Origin of the sequence: Bacillus sp. J14TS2 (genome assembly GCF_018333015.1) — a bacterium.
Lineage (GTDB): Bacteria > Bacillota > Bacilli > Bacillales > Bacillaceae_C > Lederbergia.
This window is the reverse complement of sequence record NZ_BORE01000014.1, coordinates 45,818-62,592: the sequence shown is the minus strand read 5'-3', so window position 1 is coordinate 62,592 and position 16,775 is coordinate 45,818. Positions and strand designations below refer to the sequence as shown.

General features: G+C 38.0%; 19 protein-coding genes. 13 read left to right on the top strand and 6 right to left on the bottom strand.

Annotation, left to right across the window (positions count from 1 at the left end):
- Positions 1–23 precede the first annotated feature (23 nt).
- Positions 24–845, bottom strand: coding sequence for a pyrroline-5-carboxylate reductase (proC, locus tag KI375_RS19610; RefSeq protein WP_212975132.1), 822 nt, complete (start codon positions 843–845; stop codon positions 24–26).
- Positions 846–1,062: 217 nt separating this feature from the next.
- Between proC and KI375_RS19605 the strand changes: the two genes are divergently transcribed.
- Together KI375_RS19605 and KI375_RS19600 are read left to right on the top strand one after the other, a co-directional pair.
- Complete coding sequence (locus tag KI375_RS19605; protein ID WP_212975131.1) at positions 1,063–1,863, top strand: SDR family NAD(P)-dependent oxidoreductase; 801 nt, start codon at positions 1,063–1,065, stop codon at positions 1,861–1,863.
- Positions 1,864–2,192: 329 nt separating this feature from the next.
- Complete coding sequence (locus KI375_RS19600; protein WP_212975130.1) at positions 2,193–2,522, top strand: iron-sulfur cluster biosynthesis family protein; 330 nt, start codon at positions 2,193–2,195, stop codon at positions 2,520–2,522.
- A gap of 335 nt (positions 2,523–2,857) precedes the next feature.
- Here KI375_RS19600 and KI375_RS19595 read toward each other — a convergent pair whose 3' ends face one another.
- From KI375_RS19595 to KI375_RS19575, 5 genes are all read right to left on the bottom strand, one after another.
- Entirely contained in the window at positions 2,858–4,027 is a 1,170-nt protein-coding gene (locus KI375_RS19595; RefSeq protein ID WP_212975129.1) for a toxic anion resistance protein, read from the bottom strand.
- Positions 4,024–4,680 (bottom strand): 5-bromo-4-chloroindolyl phosphate hydrolysis family protein, encoded by a 657-nt coding sequence (locus tag KI375_RS19590; RefSeq protein WP_244852853.1) that lies wholly within the window; start codon positions 4,678–4,680, stop codon positions 4,024–4,026. Before KI375_RS19590 ends, KI375_RS19595 begins: the two co-directional genes overlap by 4 nt.
- A gap of 263 nt (positions 4,681–4,943) precedes the next feature.
- Positions 4,944–5,273, bottom strand: a complete 330-nt coding sequence (locus KI375_RS19585) for a helix-turn-helix domain-containing protein (protein WP_212975127.1) — start codon at positions 5,271–5,273, stop codon at positions 4,944–4,946.
- A 193-nt stretch (positions 5,274–5,466) separates the two neighbouring features.
- Entirely contained in the window at positions 5,467–5,640 is a 174-nt protein-coding gene (locus tag KI375_RS19580) for an anti-repressor SinI family protein (protein ID WP_207452810.1), read from the bottom strand.
- Positions 5,641–6,070: 430 nt separating this feature from the next.
- Positions 6,071–6,988 (bottom strand): aldo/keto reductase, encoded by a 918-nt coding sequence (locus KI375_RS19575; protein ID WP_212975126.1) that lies wholly within the window; start codon positions 6,986–6,988, stop codon positions 6,071–6,073.
- A 277-nt stretch (positions 6,989–7,265) separates the two neighbouring features.
- On the opposite strand from KI375_RS19575, the gene KI375_RS19570 reads away from it, so the two are divergent.
- From KI375_RS19570 to sigF, 11 genes are all read left to right on the top strand, one after another.
- Complete coding sequence (locus KI375_RS19570) at positions 7,266–7,823, top strand: NUDIX domain-containing protein (protein WP_212975125.1); 558 nt, start codon at positions 7,266–7,268, stop codon at positions 7,821–7,823.
- Positions 7,816–8,976, top strand: a complete 1,161-nt coding sequence (locus KI375_RS19565; RefSeq protein WP_212975124.1) for an endonuclease Q family protein — start codon at positions 7,816–7,818, stop codon at positions 8,974–8,976. Before KI375_RS19570 ends, KI375_RS19565 begins: the two co-directional genes overlap by 8 nt.
- Positions 8,977–9,071: 95 nt before the next feature.
- Positions 9,072–9,716 carry a stage II sporulation protein M gene (spoIIM, locus tag KI375_RS19560; protein WP_212975123.1) on the top strand — a complete coding sequence of 215 codons (645 nt, stop codon included), beginning with the start codon at positions 9,072–9,074 and terminating at the stop codon, positions 9,714–9,716.
- Between the two features lie 181 nt (positions 9,717–9,897).
- Positions 9,898–10,362 (top strand): ferric iron uptake transcriptional regulator, encoded by a 465-nt coding sequence (gene fur, locus KI375_RS19555; protein WP_212975122.1) that lies wholly within the window; start codon positions 9,898–9,900, stop codon positions 10,360–10,362.
- A gap of 343 nt (positions 10,363–10,705) precedes the next feature.
- Positions 10,706–10,933: a YqzK family protein gene (locus KI375_RS19550; protein WP_207452816.1), complete on the top strand. Its 228-nt coding sequence runs from the start codon at positions 10,706–10,708 to the stop codon at positions 10,931–10,933.
- Complete coding sequence (gene xerD / locus KI375_RS19545) at positions 10,933–11,832, top strand: site-specific tyrosine recombinase XerD (RefSeq protein ID WP_374706876.1); 900 nt, start codon at positions 10,933–10,935, stop codon at positions 11,830–11,832. The genes KI375_RS19550 and xerD overlap by 1 nt, the downstream gene beginning before the upstream one ends.
- Before the next feature lie 243 nt (positions 11,833–12,075).
- The gene (gene deoB / locus KI375_RS19540; RefSeq protein ID WP_212975121.1) at positions 12,076–13,269 is read left to right on the top strand and encodes a phosphopentomutase; all 1,194 of its coding nucleotides are present in this window, start codon (positions 12,076–12,078) and stop codon (positions 13,267–13,269) included.
- A gap of 157 nt (positions 13,270–13,426) precedes the next feature.
- Positions 13,427–14,590 (top strand): D-alanyl-D-alanine carboxypeptidase family protein, encoded by a 1,164-nt coding sequence (locus KI375_RS19535; protein WP_212975120.1) that lies wholly within the window; start codon positions 13,427–13,429, stop codon positions 14,588–14,590.
- 556 nt (positions 14,591–15,146) lie between these two features.
- Complete coding sequence (gene spoIIAA / locus KI375_RS19530; protein WP_207452820.1) at positions 15,147–15,497, top strand: anti-sigma F factor antagonist; 351 nt, start codon at positions 15,147–15,149, stop codon at positions 15,495–15,497.
- A gap of 1 nt (position 15,498) precedes the next feature.
- A complete protein-coding gene (gene spoIIAB, locus KI375_RS19525) occupies positions 15,499–15,939 on the top strand; it encodes an anti-sigma F factor (protein ID WP_212975119.1) in 441 nt (146 codons plus the stop codon).
- 12 nt (positions 15,940–15,951) lie between these two features.
- Entirely contained in the window at positions 15,952–16,710 is a 759-nt protein-coding gene (gene sigF / locus KI375_RS19520; protein WP_212975118.1) for an RNA polymerase sporulation sigma factor SigF, read from the top strand.
- The last annotated feature ends 65 nt before the right edge of the window (positions 16,711–16,775 follow it).

Below are 16,775 nucleotides of genomic sequence, written 5' to 3'. Positions count from 1 at the left end.
CTCATGAACAATCAGAAAAATAATTAGTTTGGTTTGTCAAATAAAGTAGCTAATCTCTTAGATTGCTTTTCAGCAGCTAAAATACAAGCAGTAATGGATTGTGCGACCTCATGTTTTTGCAGGGTGTTAAGTCCAGCTTCCGTTGTTCCTCCTGGACTAGTGACATGTTCTCGTAATTCAGCTGCTTCTTGGCTTGTCTCCTCCAACATGTGAACGGCACCTGTCATCGTTTGAAGAATGAGCTGTTGTGCCATCTCTTTTTCAAGTCCCAGTTGCGTAGCCGCTTTTTCCATTGCTTCGACAATATAATAAAAATAAGCTGGACCGCTTCCCGAGAGGGCCGTAATCGCATCAAGTTGATTTTCTTCTACGATAAAAGTGCGACCAATCGCCGTAAAAACCGTTTGGGTTAATTGTTGCTGCGCCTGAGAAACAGATGAACGAAAGGCAATGGCTGTAGCAGACTTTCCAACACTAGCTGAAGTGTTGGGCATGGCGCGTGCGATAGCATAATTGTTTTTAAGATAAGTAGAAATAGTATCAATGGATATCCCTGCCATCACCGAAACGATGAAAGCTTGTTTTGGAAGATAGGGATGCAGTTGTTGTAAAACTTCTTCAGCATTCTTTGGCTTAACAGCTAGAATCACCATGTCCGCGTCTTGCAATAGTTTTTGCAGATCATAAGTCGTTTGCACACCATATTGTTTCCGTAAACTTTCTAATCTAGCTATCGAATGGCGATTTGTGACCCAAAGATCTTGGGAAGTGCAAACATTCTTATCTATTATTCCTTTTAAAATTGCTTCAGCCATGGAACCTGCCCCAATAAAGGTTATTTTCATTGTATTCACTCTTTTCTTTAGAAAATAAAAAACTTCCATCCAAGCTAGGATGAAAGATCTTTTTCGACTTGAAGTTATCTTTGATTATGCAAATCATCATTGCGCTTGTCAAGAGAAAGAAGTTGAAAAAATTTAAGCCTATTCGATTAGTGAGATTTCATCTATACTATTGAGTAGATCATGATTATGAATAAGGATGGGTAGTGGAGATATATTCATGAAGAAAAACAAGCGGATTCAAGGAAAAATAATTGTCATCACAGGGGCTTCAGGAGGGCTGGGAAGAGCACTTGCGGAGCAGTGTGCTCAACATGGAGCAGATCTTTTTTTACTTGCACGACGAGAAGAGTTACTAACAGAACTAGCTGACCACCTTCAAGAAACTTATAAAGTAAATTGTACGGCAATTAAATTAGATGTAACGAGCAGGGATGACATCCAGCATGTGTTCTCTCATATTCGTGAGAAGGTTGGAAAGATTGATGTATTCATTAATAATGCAGGGTATGGGATTTTTGCCAAGGCTGAAAGGGCAAATATAGAGGAAGTCGAAAAAATGTTTGCTGTGAACGTTTTAGGATTGATTGCTTGTACAAAAGAAGCAATCCCTTTGCTGCGATCAAGTAAGTCTGCCCATATTATCAATATTGCCTCCCAAGCAGGGAAGCTGGCCACTCCTAAATCGAGCGCCTATGCAGCTACAAAGCATGCGGTGCTTGGTTATACGGATAGTTTACGGATGGAATTGTCAGCTGATAGAATTTTTGTAACGGCGGTGAATCCGGGTCCGATTCGTACACATTTCTTTGAACAGACAGACCCGAATGGGGAGTATCTGGATCAATTAGGAAGAGTCGTCTTGGAGCCAGACGATGTGGCGAAGCAAATTGTTAGGGCGATGCTTACATCAAAAAGAGAGATTAATTTGCCCTGGTGGATGAATGTTGCTGCTACCCTTCATATTCTTATGCCAAGAATAGTAGAAAAGATAGGGAAAAAAGCTTTTTATAAAAAGTAGCAAAACTAATTCCAGCTTAAATTGTATCTAGCTGTTCGTTTATCCCGCATTAACGGGCAGTAATACCCCTCACCTCAAGACTTTAGAGAATACGGAGAAGCATAGGTGGGGGATACACTGCCCGTAAAAGCCCGATTGGTTCAACTAACAATCAGCGGGGGATGAAAGAAAACCCCCACTGATTGAAGGTTCACCTTATTCCTCTTCATTTTTGTAGAGAAGTGCAAAAAGGGATCATAAATCGGATTCATGTTAAAATCAAGTGGAGCTTCAATCAGTGAGGGCATACAAGTGGTTGCATCAAGATAAAATGAAAGGTGAGAGGTTGCATGAAGTTATTTATTACACCAGAAGCGGAGAAACAAATAAAGCAAAAAATGAGGGTGAATCATTCGATCGTCACTTTAAAATATGAAACAGAGGGCTGTGGCTGTGCAGTTAGTGGTATCCCAACTTTAGAATTAATCAATCAACAACAAGTAAATGAAGAAGATTATGTGAGGGTTGCGACCGATGCAATGGATGTGTACATAGAAAAAACGAAATTGGTTTTTTTCGATGATGAAATGAAGATAGACTATTTACAAGAAAAACAAATCTTTCGACTTAGTAGTCCGAGCGAAATATTAAATGGACGTATGAGTTGCCAAATCAATTGAAACTTCAATCAATGGGACATACCCATTGATTTGAGAAGATCAAAGGCTAAATTCGGGCGTCTTGTCGCTTTGTTTGCACTAGTACATCCTGCTGTTCTGATCTGCATCCTGTAGGACTGAGATAAAGGAAATGCGATGAGCCCAAGGGTAAATCGATGTTGACTTACACACGCAGACCATAAATTAAACTAGATTAAGGCAGTAATCTCCCGCCTGCGCCTCACCGTGTTCTCTAAAATGCGGGATAAAATAAAACCGGACATCTTTCACGACGTCCGGTTTTGATTATGGGTGTAATGCCTTGCCTTCAAGTATTTACATATGAGGGATCTGGCTTATGTTAATTTCAAAAGCTTTTCTTTTAAATCATTTTCCATTGTTACAAGTTCTTGTTCAGCCTGGGCACGTTTTGTTCGTCCTTCCTGCTGAATTTTAATGGTTTCTTCTAAAGTAGAAATTAAGTTAGATTGTGTCTTTTTCAATGTTTCGATATCTACTAGGCCTCGTTCATTTTCACGAGCGGTTTCAATCGTATTTGATTTCAACATTTCCGAATTTTTTAAGAGCAGGTCATTCGTTGTTTGTGAAACCTGTTTTTGTGCTTCCACTGCCTGGCGCTGGCGAATGAGTGTCAGGGCAATTGCAATTTGATTTTTCCAAAGAGGGATCGCTGTCATAATGGATGTCTGAATTTTTTCCGCCAAGGCTTGATTCGTATTTTGAATCATGCGAATTTGTGGAGCGCTTTGAATCGTAATCTGTCTGCTTAGTTTTAAATCATACAATCGTTTCTCAAGTCGATCAGCAAATTGTACCATATCATTCACTTCTTGATACATCATTTGATCATCCGTTGTTTCTGCTTTTTTCTTCAACTCTGGAATGGTTTTGGTTCGAAGTTCCTCAATTTTTAATTCTCCTGCCGCGATATAAATATTTAAAGCGCGAAAGTAATCCTTATTTTTTTCGTATAATTGTTCTAACGTTTTTACATCTGTAAGTAAAACTTCTTTGGACTGATTGAGCTTTACTGTAATTCGATCAATCTGTGCACCTGTCTTCTGATATTTCGACATTACTTCTTGAATTGAATTTGACATTTTTCCAAACATTTTTGAAAAGAAGTTTTTCTTTTCGGGAGTAAGTTCATCTGGATTAACATCCTTTAGTTTTCCCATTAGTTCACTCAAAATATCTCCTACTGGTCCAATATCCTTATTTTGCACATGTTCAAGCATCGAACTTGAGAAATTTAGTAATTGTGATTGAGCATTGGTGCCATAGGCAATCACAGCTTGATGATTAGTTGGATCAATTTGACTCGCAAGCTCTAGAGCCCGTTTTTTATTTTCCTCTGGAAGACTATCTACGAGTCTAACGGGTTTTGCTTCTTGAGGTTGTGGACTCTGTTCGGGTTTGATTAATTCTTCTTCTCCAAAAGGATTGGCTAAAAGATCATCTATACTGTCAAATTGTAATTCAGTTTCTTTATTTTGTTCACTCATTGTTTGGTACTCCTTTCATCGTTGTCCATAGGATTATATTCAAGTTTTTTTAGGGAATGTTTTGCAACGTCTAATTCAAAATTCAGATCTTCCACGTCTCGTGATAGCACATCATAAATATCTTTTTTTACGGATTCACTTAAGTCTTCAAGCGTACTTTGTGTTTCTTTAAGTGAGATATACATTTGTTCATTTTTAACTGGCTGTGAGGCTAACAATGCATATCGCTCGGAAAGCTCGACAATCGAATCTAAATGATAGAAAAAGAACCGCTCGGATTGATAAAAACGCCGTGGATCTTTATGAACGATGTGATACATGCGCTTCGTTAACTTATTTAGTTCGTATAATTGTTTAAAAGCACCCATTGAGCGTACGGATAAAAACGCCTTTTGGAGCCTAGCCATTTTTGACTTTGCATCTTGCATGCTTTTTTGGATGTAGGCATATTCTTTTCTGGTCAATTTATTTTTCTTCAAAAATTTATGATCGACAAAGAACTTCACACCGAAAAAGGTGAGACCACCAACGAGGATAGAGCTTAAAGAAGCAGTCCAATAGGGGAGGTCAAAACCTAATAACAATATGATCCATAATATGAACGCTTCAGCAACGGAAAACATCCCTAATAAAAATAGAAGAATAGGTTTCAAGGCAACATCGACTCCTGTCTCATTCTTTTCCTTATGTGTAAATACGTTTTTCATGCTAAAAAGTTTCAGCTATTTCATTCTATTATAAGGAAAAAACGGAACTTTTAAAAGCACTCCAGATTAAAATTAAAAAAATGACATTCAGCCATCGGGGCTTACCGCTAATTAACCAGAGCTGAAATAGCGATTGCGGTGTTACAAAAATAGGAACAAACAGCTACGACAACGCAAAACGTACAGAGACAGTTTGCCTCTGCACGTTTTTACTTATGCTCCATTTTCCACTTATTAAACTCAAGAAATTCACGGAATTCTTGTTTTGAAACACCGGAAGCCATCGCTTCTCGAACAAGGGCTTCCCAATCATCATCCAAATGACCGTCGGGTAGTTGTTCAGGATTTTCGTGTAATAATGATTGGACGGAAACATTCAAGACAGAAGAGATTTTTTCTAAGAATTGAATGGAGGGATTTGATTGAATGTTTCGCTCAATAGAGCTTAAATATGATTTGGCAATCCCGGCTTTTTCAGCCAACTCTGATAAAGACATATTGTTTTGTTTTCGATATTCACGTATTCGTTCGCCAATCATGGATGTCTTCACCTTCCTTACATTCCATATTATATCATATAACGAAGGCTTGTTTTGTATTTAGAACGAATTAATTTGATTTTTTAGATCGTGATCAGAATAAAACAGTCTATTGTACTAGGTAAAATGAATTAATGAACATAGTTTGAAAGATAAGGTGGGCCAGTTAGTCCCTAAGAAATTTGATAATATCTTAGTTAAGGTTTTTAAACTGTGCTTTTCGTTCAACAGGTGCTTGTGTCTTTTGCGTGGTAATATACTGGCGAAAAAAATCCCGGATTGCTTCTGAGGTCATTCCCGCCTCTAGCGCTTTTAAAATTAGATCTTTCCATTCATGGTCCAATGCTTGATTTGTTATTTTATCCATTTATATCCCCCTAATGCCCCTCCAATGATTAGATAACCACTACTAAAGGTGTTTATCTGAAATTATATAGAACTATATTCCTAGTGATAGTATAACTGTTACAAAAGTCACAAACCCGAAAAAAATGTCGATGTCGTTAAATGGTAGTAAGATAGGGAAGGGTATCTTTCTATGACGTTTTTTGGTGGAAATTGCTACTCCCAGCAAGTAGGATTATGTTTTTTAGTATGAGTAAGTGAGTAAATAGATTGAATTCTAGGGAGAATTGCTGAAATTTTTTGCAGGATTGTTAACGAGAAAAATAACCTGAACCCATAAGAACAATAAATTGATGGATTCAGGTTGAATTTTGTTAGAATTTGTTTCATATACTTATGTTTATCGACAGGATCTCCAATTTGCCTTCTATACAGACTCACATTTTAGGATTTTAGCGATGATTTTCATATCTTGTATCTTTTGTAATCCATTTTAAATATTCTATTTCTTCTTTGTGAAGCGGTTTTGCTTTGACAGCACGGGAATTATCTTGTACTTGTTCTATTGAACTTGCCCCTGTTACAACAGCCGCTACTGTCTCATGAGCAAGCGTGTATTGAAGAGCTACTTCATTCATGGTTCGATCTGTTAATAATTTCGCTTGAATGCTTTCAATTAATTCTTTTATTTCCACAGGGGTATACTGTAAATAGCCTGGTAATTCATCCGATTGTAGCTTTTCTAGCACTTTATCGCTCAGTAGTCCTTTTGCAACAGAACCTCTTGTCACGACACTAATTTTTTGATCTTGCATGAAAGGAAATAATTCTTCTGGACGCCGATCTAAAAGGCTATATTGCATCATATTGCTCACAATGGAAGATTCTTTAGCAAATAATTTGATCACATTTGGTCGAATGGAAGAAATGCCATAGCAGCGAATCAGCCCTTCTTCCTGTAATTCTTCAAAGGCTTCAATCGTTTCCTCTGATGGATCATCGATTGTCCCCCCATGCAATTGATATAAATCAATATAGTCCGTTTGTAGGCGTTTTAAACTATTTTTAACCGCATCTTTAATGTAAGCTTTTGAAGGGTCCCAATGCCAACCATCTTTTTGATCATTCCAACGATTGCCAACTTTGGTGGCAATGATCACTTGATCTCGAATAGGAGATAATGTTTTTCCAACGATTTCCTCATTCACTCCATAATCGTACAAGTCTGCTGTGTCAAAATAATTAATTCCTTGGTCAAAGGCAGCTTGAATAATTTTTTTTGCATGACTACTGTCTGTCCCTAACGACATACAGCCAAGTCCCATCTTGGAAACCCACAGGTCCGAATTTCCTAATTGTCTCTTTTCCATATTATCTCGTCCTTTCAGTCTTTATTTCAGGAAAAGCATAAAAATTGGCTAATGCATGATCTAGCTCCAGGGCGCCATCGGCTCGAGGTCAAATAACCCTGAACCTATAAAGGGAAAATGCACCCTTTCTAGGTTCAGGAACATTTGCTTGTCGCCGATAGGCGGGCGCCTTGCGCTTTTCTTACATTTTACCTAAAAGTTGGTAGAGAAAACAAAATTAATGTTCTCAATCGGCTATGGTATGATAATAATAGTTAGAAGTAAGGAGCGGATGAATGTGAAGAAATTTGAGGAAAAAACAATTCAGAGCCAAGAAATTTTTAATGGGAAAATTATTCAATTGCGAGTAGATGAAGTCGAACTTCCAAATGGAAAAATGGCCAAACGTGAAATTGTCAAGCATCCGGGCGCTGTCGGAATTATCCCGATAACAGATGACGGGAACATTTTAATGGTAGAACAATTTCGCAAACCGCTGGAACGATCTTTGCTGGAAATACCTGCTGGTAAGCTTGAGCAAGGTGAAGAACCACTGTTAACAGCCGGGAGAGAATTGGAGGAAGAGACAGGATTTCGTGCAAACCAGATGGACCATTTAACATCCTTCTATACAGCCCCTGGATTTTCAGATGAAGTGATTCATCTCTACATCGCAACTGGTTTGGAAAAGGTAGAAAATCCTCTTCCAGGTGATGAAGATGAATTTGTTGATTTGTTAGAGGTAGATTTGAAGTCCGCTGCTATCTTTATAGATGAGAAACGTATTTATGATGCAAAAACAGCGTATGCAGTTCTTTATCTCCAAATGAAGAAGGTGTTAGAGCAATATGAGTGAAGTGTTTGCTGATTTACATATTCACATCGGAAGAACCTTTACAGGGAAGGCCGTTAAAATAACTGGCAGTAGGAATCTTACCTTATCAGCTATTCTCGAGGCAGCCAAATATCCGAAAGGCCTTGATATGGTTGGTGTTATTGATTGTCATTCGCCAGAAGTAATAATAGAAATAGAGCAATTGGTTGCTAAAGGAAAGCTAGTAGAAATGGAGGAGGGGGGATTTCGCTATGAAGATGAGGTCACCCTTATACCAGGAGCTGAGATAGAGGTATATGATAAGAATTGTCGTGGACCGCTACATGTTCTAGCTTATTTTCCATCATTAACAACCTTAAAAGATTTTTCGGGTTGGCTTTCAGCTCGAGTAACGAATATTCAATTAAGCACGCAAAGAATATATGAAAACGCGCAGGTCTTACAAGAAAAGGTGAAAAGTCTAGGTGGCTTGTTTATCCCAGCACATATTTTTACTCCTTTTAAAAGCCTATATGGAAAAGGCGTTTTAAATTCATTGACAGAAATTCTAAATCCTGCTTTTATAGATGCTGTAGAGCTTGGATTAAGTTCAGATACCGAAATGGCTGATCAAATAACTGAATTGCATGCATTTACTTTTTTAACAAATTCGGATGCACACTCAACGCAAAAAATTGCTCGCGAATATCAAAAGTTTGATTTAGAAGCACCTACATTTGCAGCATTTTCTAAGTCCTTAAAGAACCAAGGTGAGAATCGAGTAATGGCAAACTATGGTTTAAACCCTCGTTTGGGAAAATATTATCGGACCACATGCGCCGTTTGTGGCGCACCCATGAACGGATCTACCTGTTCTCATTGTGGTTCCGAAAAATTCACTAAAGGAGTATCCGAACGTATTTCCGAATTGGCGAATGCGGTTGATGCTCCGAAGCGACCTCCTTATATTCATCAAGTACCATTAGAATTTATTCCGGGCTTAGGGTCAAAAACGATGCTACACCTGTTGGATCATTTTGGAACAGAGATGAATATTTTGCATCGGGTGAAAGAGGCCGATCTGAAAGCACTTGTCAATATTCAACTTGCTGATATGATCATCCAAGCACGTGAAGGGAAATTACAAATTGCCGCTGGGGGCGGCGGTAAATACGGGAAAGTGAAGAAAAACTGAAATTTTGCGACGGGGAATTTTAGCTTGTTTGCCAGTCATATTTACAGCCTGTCCTACATATGATGTAACAATCGTGGGACAGGAGGAAATAATCAATGCGCTATAGACTTTCAACAAACGTGATAACTCGTCATTTTCAAGAACATTCTTCTCTGTATACCTTTATGACTGTTTTATTTTTAATGGGGGTTATATTTGGAGCAGTGATGGTAAACAGTTTATCTGCTCATCAAAAAGAAGATCTGTTTTATTATTTAAATCAATTTTTCGGTCAAGTAGGAGATGGACAGATAGTACCACCTGAGGAGTTATTAAAGTTGAGCTTTTTCCATAATGTGAAGATAGCTGGCTTAATATGGGTACTAGGCATCTCCATTATTGGCTTTCCGCTAATCTTTTTATTGATTTTTTTAAAAGGTGTTGTCGTTGGTTTTTCCATCGGTTTTTTAGTGAGTCAAATGGGTTGGCAAGGATTATTGCTTTCTTTTGTATCTCTTTTGCCACAAAATTTATTTATGATCCCAATATTGATCTTTATATCAGTCAGTTCGATTGCGTTATCGATGAAAATTATCAAAAAGGTCTTTATTCGACCAACATTTCATTTTCAGTTTGTTCCGATCTTCGCTAAATATATGATGGTTTATGTAGGGGCGATTGCTGTTATTACAGTGGCGGCAAGTATTGAAGCTTACATCTCTCCTGCTCTAATGAAGTCTGTCATTCTCTCAATCAATTAATGACATGAAAAGCGCAAGAAACCGATGGGAACTTGGCCAGATCCGGCATTGGCCAGATCTTATGCTTCCTATCTTTTAAAAAATCTATAGAAACCTTCGCACATTATAATTATTTTAGTTTGAATATGAGCATCAATCTGATATAATTATAGTGGAGAAACGCGAGGGAGGATATTGAGGTATGGAAAGTCGCATAGAACGGATAAAGAAACAACTACATTCCGCAAGCTACAAGCTCACTCCCCAGCGTGAAGCCACGGTTCGGGTATTGCTTGAACATGAGGAAGATCATTTAAGTGCGGAAGATGTATATCTTCTCGTCAAAGAAAAATCCCCCGAAATCGGGCTTGCAACAGTATATAGAACTTTAGAATTGTTAACAGAATTGAAAGTCGTTGATAAGATTAATTTTGGTGACGGTGTGTCACGCTTCGATCTTAGAAAAGAAGGAGCAGCACATTTCCATCATCATCTTATTTGCATTGAATGTGGTGCTGTGGAAGAGATTCAAGATGATTTACTCGAAGATGTAGAAAGAATTGTAGAAAGAGATTGGCGTTTTAAAATAAAAGATCATCGGCTCATTTTTCACGGGATTTGTTGGAAGTGTCAAGAAAAAACAGATGCTAATAAAAAAACAGATTAAACCTTTTCCTTTAGTTGGAGAAGGTTTTTTTAGTTTCAACTGTTAATCCCCCTCCAGCAATAACCGTTGCAACATATCCTACCTGAAAAAAATCCTTCAAAGCCCATGGTTTAATGAATAAATGAAAACAAGCTTGGCATATGATGGTAATAAGAAAAGCGGAAGGCGGTTGTCCAGAGGCGACAAGCAAATGTTCCTGAACCAAAGAAGGGTGAATTTTCCCTTCAGTGGTTCAGGGTTATTTGACCTCGAGCCTCTACCGCCTGAAGCTGGACAAAAGAAAAACGGAAGCGCCTGTCCAGCAACGTATATGGAAAGTATTTAAGACAAAAGGATGAAAATAATGAGAAATATTTTAAAAACTTTTTTTGGAACATTGCGATTACTTGTTTTGCTTATTGGATGCACGATTCTCTTCTATTATGGTATTATGTGGATAAATCAAGAATATGAAAATTACCGGCGTTATGATGAGCCGGAAGGGAGTGCGGTAAAGGCCTTTCAACCAGAAAGTCAAAAAAGTGACGCCTGGTTTTCACGCCTAATCCTTTTTTACCAGAATGGAGAGTAATGGTTGTGCAAGATGAAATGCAGGATTTTATCCACTTTTTGACAGTAGAAAAAGGATTGTCCCAAAATACGATTGTATCGTATAAACGAGATTTAAAGCGCTATTTGGAATATTTACAGCAGGTAGAGCAAGTAAAGAAATTGAATGATGTGACCCGTATCCATATTATCCAATTTTTAGCCTTTTTGAAGAAAGAAGGAAAGTCTTCAAAGACACTGGCTCGACATATTGCATCGATTCGAGCTTTTCATCAATTTCTATTAAGAGATAAGGTAGTTGATCATGATCCATCTGTTCATTTAGAAACACCGAAGATGGAAAGAACATTACCTCAAGTATTAAGTTTCCGAGAAGTTGAAAAATTACTGAATACGTCTGATCTCACGACTTCTTATGGGATAAGGGATAAAGCGATGATGGAATTGCTTTATGCGACCGGCATCAGGGTCAGTGAGCTCATCAATTTAGACTTGGACAATGTTCATTTAACAATGGGATTTGTTCGATGCATTGGAAAAGGGGATAAGGAGCGAATCATTCCTCTTGGGCAAATGGCTTCAGATTCTGTCGAACAATATTTACGAGAATCTCGGCCTCAACTTAGAAAAACAAAATATAAAACAGAAGCTTTATTTCTAAATCATCATGGTAATCGACTGACCCGCCAAGGCTTCTGGAAGATAATTAAAAAGTTAGCAGCTGAAGCAAATATAGAGAAAGATCTTACGCCCCATACATTAAGGCATTCCTTTGCTACCCATTTGCTTGAAAATGGGGCTGACCTAAGAGCGGTACAAGAAATGTTAGGACATGCTGATATTTCAACTACGCAAATCTATACACATGTAACAAAAACAAGATTGAAAGATGTTTACACAAAATATCATCCACGGGCTTAAGAAATAACATCAAAAAACCGCCTATGCGGTTTTTATTTTAGATTTAAAAGGGTATGTTAAAGGTATAAAGCGAGACTGACATCAGTAGGGGTTTTCTTCATCCCCACTGATGGTTAGCGAGACTTATCGGGGTGTTAGCGTCCGTTATCCCTACTTAGCCTTCTTTGAAATTTCCTAGTCTTGAAGTTGGGGTCTTACGGACGGTTGCACCGGGATAAATGTATTTTGGTAGGAGGAATAGGCATGGAGTATATGACATTTAAAAAGATTCATTTAATTGTGCTAGATTCTGTTGGAATAGGAGAAGCACCGGACGCAGTTGATTTTAATGATGAAGGGGCAGATACATTAGGTCATATTGCTGAAAAAATGGACGGTTTAGCATTACCGAATCTACAAAACTTTGGATTATCCAATATAAGAAAAATTAAAGGAGTAGATCCAGTAGACAAACCAATCGCCTTTTATACAAAAATGCAAGAAGCTTCAAATGGAAAGGATACGATGACAGGGCATTGGGAATTAATGGGACTTGTCACGAGTCATCCTTTTAAAGTCTTTCCAAACGGTTTTCCAGAGTTACTAATTACGGAAATTGAGCAAGCATCAGGACGAACGGTGATTGGAAACATTCCAGCTAGTGGAACGGAAATTATTGAAAAGCTTGGGAAAGAGCATATGGAAACAGGGGCATTAATTGTTTATACTTCTGCTGATTCAGTGTTACAAATTGCGGCTCATGAAGAAATTGTTCCTTTAGAAGAGTTATATCGTATTTGTGAAAAAACAAGACAGTTAACCTTAAAGGAAGAATTTAAGGTTGGTCGTGTCATTGCCCGTCCTTTTATTGGAGAACCAGGTAATTTCCAACGGACGGCTAATCGTCATGACTATGCTTTAAAGCCTTTTGCACGAACCGTGATGAATGAATTAAAAGATGCTGACTTTGATGTGATTGCGATTGGGAAAATTCATGATATTTATGATGGGGAAGGCATAACAGAATCGATTAGAACAGAGTCTAATATGGATGGGGTTGATAAACTCCTACAAACGATGGGGAAAAATTTCACTGGATTAAATTTTATCAATTTGGTGGATTTTGATGCGAAATTCGGTCACCGCAGGAATCCCGAAGGCTACGGAAAAGCATTGGAGGAATTCGACCAAAGAGTTCCCGAAATAATAGATCAAATGGGTGAAGAAGAGTTATTAATCATTACAGCAGATCATGGAAATGACCCAACCCATCATGGAACGGATCATACAAGGGAGTTTGTGCCGATGTTTGCTTATTCAAAGAAATTCACCTATGGGAAAGAGCTGCCGATACGCAAGACTTTTGCAGATATTGGTGCAACGATCGCGAAGAACTTTAAAGTAAGTTGGAAAGGGAAAGGGACAAGCTTTTTAGAGGATTTACAAAAAGAAGAATAGTCTAGTTAGAATCCTTTTATCTCTTAGAGGATGTCCAAAAAGTCCGGAAAATGATCTTTCGGGCTTTTTCTTTTTGCCTTTTGTATAAATCCATACGACCTGGGAGAGAATGGTTTTATGGAAAACATTTCCGGAACTAAGGGATGGAGGGATTGATATGAAAAAAGTTGTAACCATGTTTGTTGCCTTATGTTTAATTCTTTCATTATATTCAGGAGCTGCATTTGCGGAGGAAAAGAAAACAGAGCTTGCGGATGATTCGAAATCAGCAATCCTAATTGAAAGAGATACTGGTACGGTTTTATATGAGAAAAATAAGGATGAAAAGTATTCACCTGCTTCCATGACAAAAATTATGACGATGTTATTAATTATGGAAGCTATTGATACTGGGAAAATTAAGATGGATGAGAAGGTCACAACAAGTGAGTATGCTGCTTCAATGGGCGGGTCACAAATTTTTCTTGAACCTGGTGAAGAAATGATGGTGAAAGAACTTTTATTAGCAATGGCCATTGGATCAGCTAATGATGCTTCAGTCGCATTGGCGGAGAAAATCGCAGGAAGTGAAGAAGCGTTTGTCGAGATGATGAATGACCGTGTCAAAGAGTTGGGTTTAAAAAATACTCATTTTAAAAACACAACAGGTCTACCAGTAGAGGATCATTATAGTACAGCTAATGATATGGCCTTGATGGCAAAAGAGTTGTTAAAGCACGAAGAGATTACAGACTTCACCAAAAACTATGAATCCTACCTAAGAGAAGACACGGATAAGAAATTTTGGCTCGTAAATACAAATAAACTTGTGAAATTTTATCCAGGTGTAGATGGCCTGAAAACAGGATTTACTAGTGAAGCGAAGTATTGTTTAACTGCTACAGCAAAAAAAGATGGGATGCGGGTGATCGCTGTGGTCTTTGGCGCTCCAACATCGAAAAGTAGAAATGCGCAAATAACAAAAATGCTTGATTATTCTTTTTCTCAATACGCCACTCATCCCTTGTATGAAAAGGGAAAAGCGTTAGAAAAAGCGAAAGTTAGTAAGGGCGATAAAAAATATATAGAAGCTGAAACAGGAGAAAGCGTATCGGTCCTAACGAAAAAAGGAGAAAAATTAGATAAGCTTACAGAAGAAATAGAATTGAATGAACATATTAAAGCGCCTCTTAAAAAAGGAGAGAAAATTGGCGTTTTAAAAGTAAAGAAAGACGGGAAAGAACTAGTCGAGGTGCCATTAGTTGCAAAGGAAAATGTAAAAAAAGCTTCTTGGTGGCATTTGTATAAACGAGCATTTGGAATGTTTACAAAAACAGATTAATGTCAAGATATCTTAATACTTTCGAATGCACTGAACGAGAAGTATGCCATTTTATAGACCAGAAAGTATAAGATTTGGCTTGTGTTTGGATCTAACTTCAGCGTATAACCTAGGAAGAGGAAGATCGTCCCTTCCTAGGTTCAAGAACAATTTACTGCTGGATGTGGATCAAAACAGCGTTGCGATATACAGGATGTACAAGTACAGACGAAGCAACAGGATGTCGCGAACTTAACCTTTCGTCTTACATCAAGGCGCTTGCGCTTTTTTAAAGAGATAAGAAAGTATAAAAGTTTATCTTAAAATTGCTTTGCGGCTGATCAATTGTTGTCCAGCTACAGCGCCTAGCCCCTCGAGGTCAAATAACCTGAGCCAATAAAAGTCAAAACCGGACTTTTCTTGTCTCAGAACATTTGCTTGTCGGGGCTGATCAAGGCGCTTGCGCTTTTCTTAAATAAATTGCCGAAATTCTTCTAGTTTTGTCATCAAGAAGGAATTAGGGGGATAAGAGTAGAAATGACTCTTTATACTTCTATATGCGAGGAGGATTAGGCAATTGAGTTTGAATATTGAATTAGATGTAAGACAAGACGTATTATGCATACGACTATCGGGAGAACTGGATCATCATACAGCGGAGGAGCTAAGGGAAAAGGTCAATCAAACAATTGAAGCGTATCAAATTCATCACATTGTGTTGAACTTGGCAAATCTTACTTTCATGGACAGTTCTGGATTGGGTGTCATCCTGGGAAGGTATAAGCAAATTAAGCTAAAGAATGGTGAAATGGTCGTTTGTGCGATTTCAGCCCCAGTTAAGAGACTATTTGAAATGTCGGGCTTATTTAAAATTATGAATTTAGAAAGCTCAGAGCAATTAGCTCTGGAAAGATTGGGGGTTGCATAAAATGAGAAATGAAATGCAACTACAATTTAGTGCTTTAAGTCAAAATGAATCCTTTGCTAGAGTAACAGTAGCCGCCTTTATTGCTCAATTAGATCCGACTATGGATGAATTAACTGAAATTAAGACAGTTGTCTCTGAAGCTGTTACGAATGCGATCATTCATGGTTATGATCAAAACCCAGCAGGAATTATCTATATTTCCGCTACGATAGAGGATGAAATGATTGATCTTGTCATCCGCGATAATGGTATGGGAATTGATAATATTGATGAAGCAAGACAACCACTTTTTACAACCAAACCCGAGTTAGAGAGATCAGGGATGGGCTTTACGATTATGGAAAACTTTATGGACAAGATAGAAGTAGAATCGCAACTAGGTTCAGGCACCACGGTCCGTTTAACAAAATATGTAACGAAAAACAAAGCGTTATGCAATTAAGGAGCCGTGCCTATGGACGTGCAAATAAAAAAAGAGGCGAGAAAGGGCTTTTTGAGCGACACGGAAGTTAAAGACCTGATTAAAAAAAGTCAAGATGGCGATCAACATGCAAGAGACCATCTTGTTGAAAAAAATGTTAGATTGGTCTGGTCCGTCGTTCAACGATTCTTGAATCGAGGATATGATCCGGATGATTTATTTCAAATTGGCAGTATCGGTTTGTTGAAATCAATTGATAAGTTCGACCTATCTTATGATGTGAAGTTTTCAACGTATGCGGTTCCCATGATTATTGGTGAAATTCAACGTTTCATTCGTGATGATGGAGCGGTAAAAGTTAGTCGGTCCATTAAAGAACTAGGCAACAAAATTAGAAAGGCCAGGGATGAGTTGGCAAAAAGAGACGGAAAAGTACCGACGGTTTCTGATATTGCTACTTATCTGGATGTTTCCCAAGAGGAAGTGCTAATGGCCCAAGATGCAGGCAGATCTCCAGCCTCTATTCATGAGACTGTGTATGAAAATGATGGGGACCCTATTATTCTAATTGATCAGATTTCAGATGAGAATGATCATAAATGGTTTGATAAAATTGCACTAGAGGAAGCGATCAGAGTACTTGATGAACGTGAAAGATTAATTGTTTATCTGCGTTATTATAAAGATCAAACACAATCAGAGGTGGCTTCACGTCTAGGAATATCACAAGTTCAAGTTTCACGTTTGGAAAAGAAAATATTAGATCAAATGAAGGAACATATGGATGCCTGAATAGGGCATCCATATGTTCCTTTTTGTATGAAAATAATAAAATGACCACATACTAAAGTTTAGAA

What these genes read in the sequence shown, in the direction of transcription:
- proC (WP_212975132.1), bottom strand. Translation starts at nt 845, where the DNA reads ATGAAAATAACCTTTATTGGGGCAGGTTCCATGGCTGAAGCAATTTTA.
- KI375_RS19605 (WP_212975131.1), top strand. Translation starts at nt 1,063, where the DNA reads ATGAAGAAAAACAAGCGGATTCAAGGAAAAATAATTGTCATCACAGGG.
- KI375_RS19600 (WP_212975130.1), top strand. Translation starts at nt 2,193, where the DNA reads ATGAAGTTATTTATTACACCAGAAGCGGAGAAACAAATAAAGCAAAAA.
- KI375_RS19595 (WP_212975129.1), bottom strand. Translation starts at nt 4,027, where the DNA reads ATGAGTGAACAAAATAAAGAAACTGAATTACAATTTGACAGTATAGAT.
- KI375_RS19585 (WP_212975127.1), bottom strand. Translation starts at nt 5,273, where the DNA reads ATGATTGGCGAACGAATACGTGAATATCGAAAACAAAACAATATGTCT.
- KI375_RS19580 (WP_207452810.1), bottom strand. Translation starts at nt 5,640, where the DNA reads ATGGATAAAATAACAAATCAAGCATTGGACCATGAATGGAAAGATCTA.
- KI375_RS19575 (WP_212975126.1), bottom strand. Translation starts at nt 6,988, where the DNA reads ATGGAAAAGAGACAATTAGGAAATTCGGACCTGTGGGTTTCCAAGATG.
- KI375_RS19565 (WP_212975124.1), top strand. Translation starts at nt 7,816, where the DNA reads ATGAGTGAAGTGTTTGCTGATTTACATATTCACATCGGAAGAACCTTT.
- spoIIM (WP_212975123.1), top strand. Translation starts at nt 9,072, where the DNA reads ATGCGCTATAGACTTTCAACAAACGTGATAACTCGTCATTTTCAAGAA.
- fur (WP_212975122.1), top strand. Translation starts at nt 9,898, where the DNA reads ATGGAAAGTCGCATAGAACGGATAAAGAAACAACTACATTCCGCAAGC.
- KI375_RS19550 (WP_207452816.1), top strand. Translation starts at nt 10,706, where the DNA reads ATGAGAAATATTTTAAAAACTTTTTTTGGAACATTGCGATTACTTGTT.
- xerD (WP_374706876.1), top strand. Translation starts at nt 10,933, where the DNA reads ATGGTTGTGCAAGATGAAATGCAGGATTTTATCCACTTTTTGACAGTA.
- deoB (WP_212975121.1), top strand. Translation starts at nt 12,076, where the DNA reads ATGGAGTATATGACATTTAAAAAGATTCATTTAATTGTGCTAGATTCT.
- KI375_RS19535 (WP_212975120.1), top strand. Translation starts at nt 13,427, where the DNA reads ATGAAAAAAGTTGTAACCATGTTTGTTGCCTTATGTTTAATTCTTTCA.
- spoIIAB (WP_212975119.1), top strand. Translation starts at nt 15,499, where the DNA reads ATGAGAAATGAAATGCAACTACAATTTAGTGCTTTAAGTCAAAATGAA.
- sigF (WP_212975118.1), top strand. Translation starts at nt 15,952, where the DNA reads ATGGACGTGCAAATAAAAAAAGAGGCGAGAAAGGGCTTTTTGAGCGAC.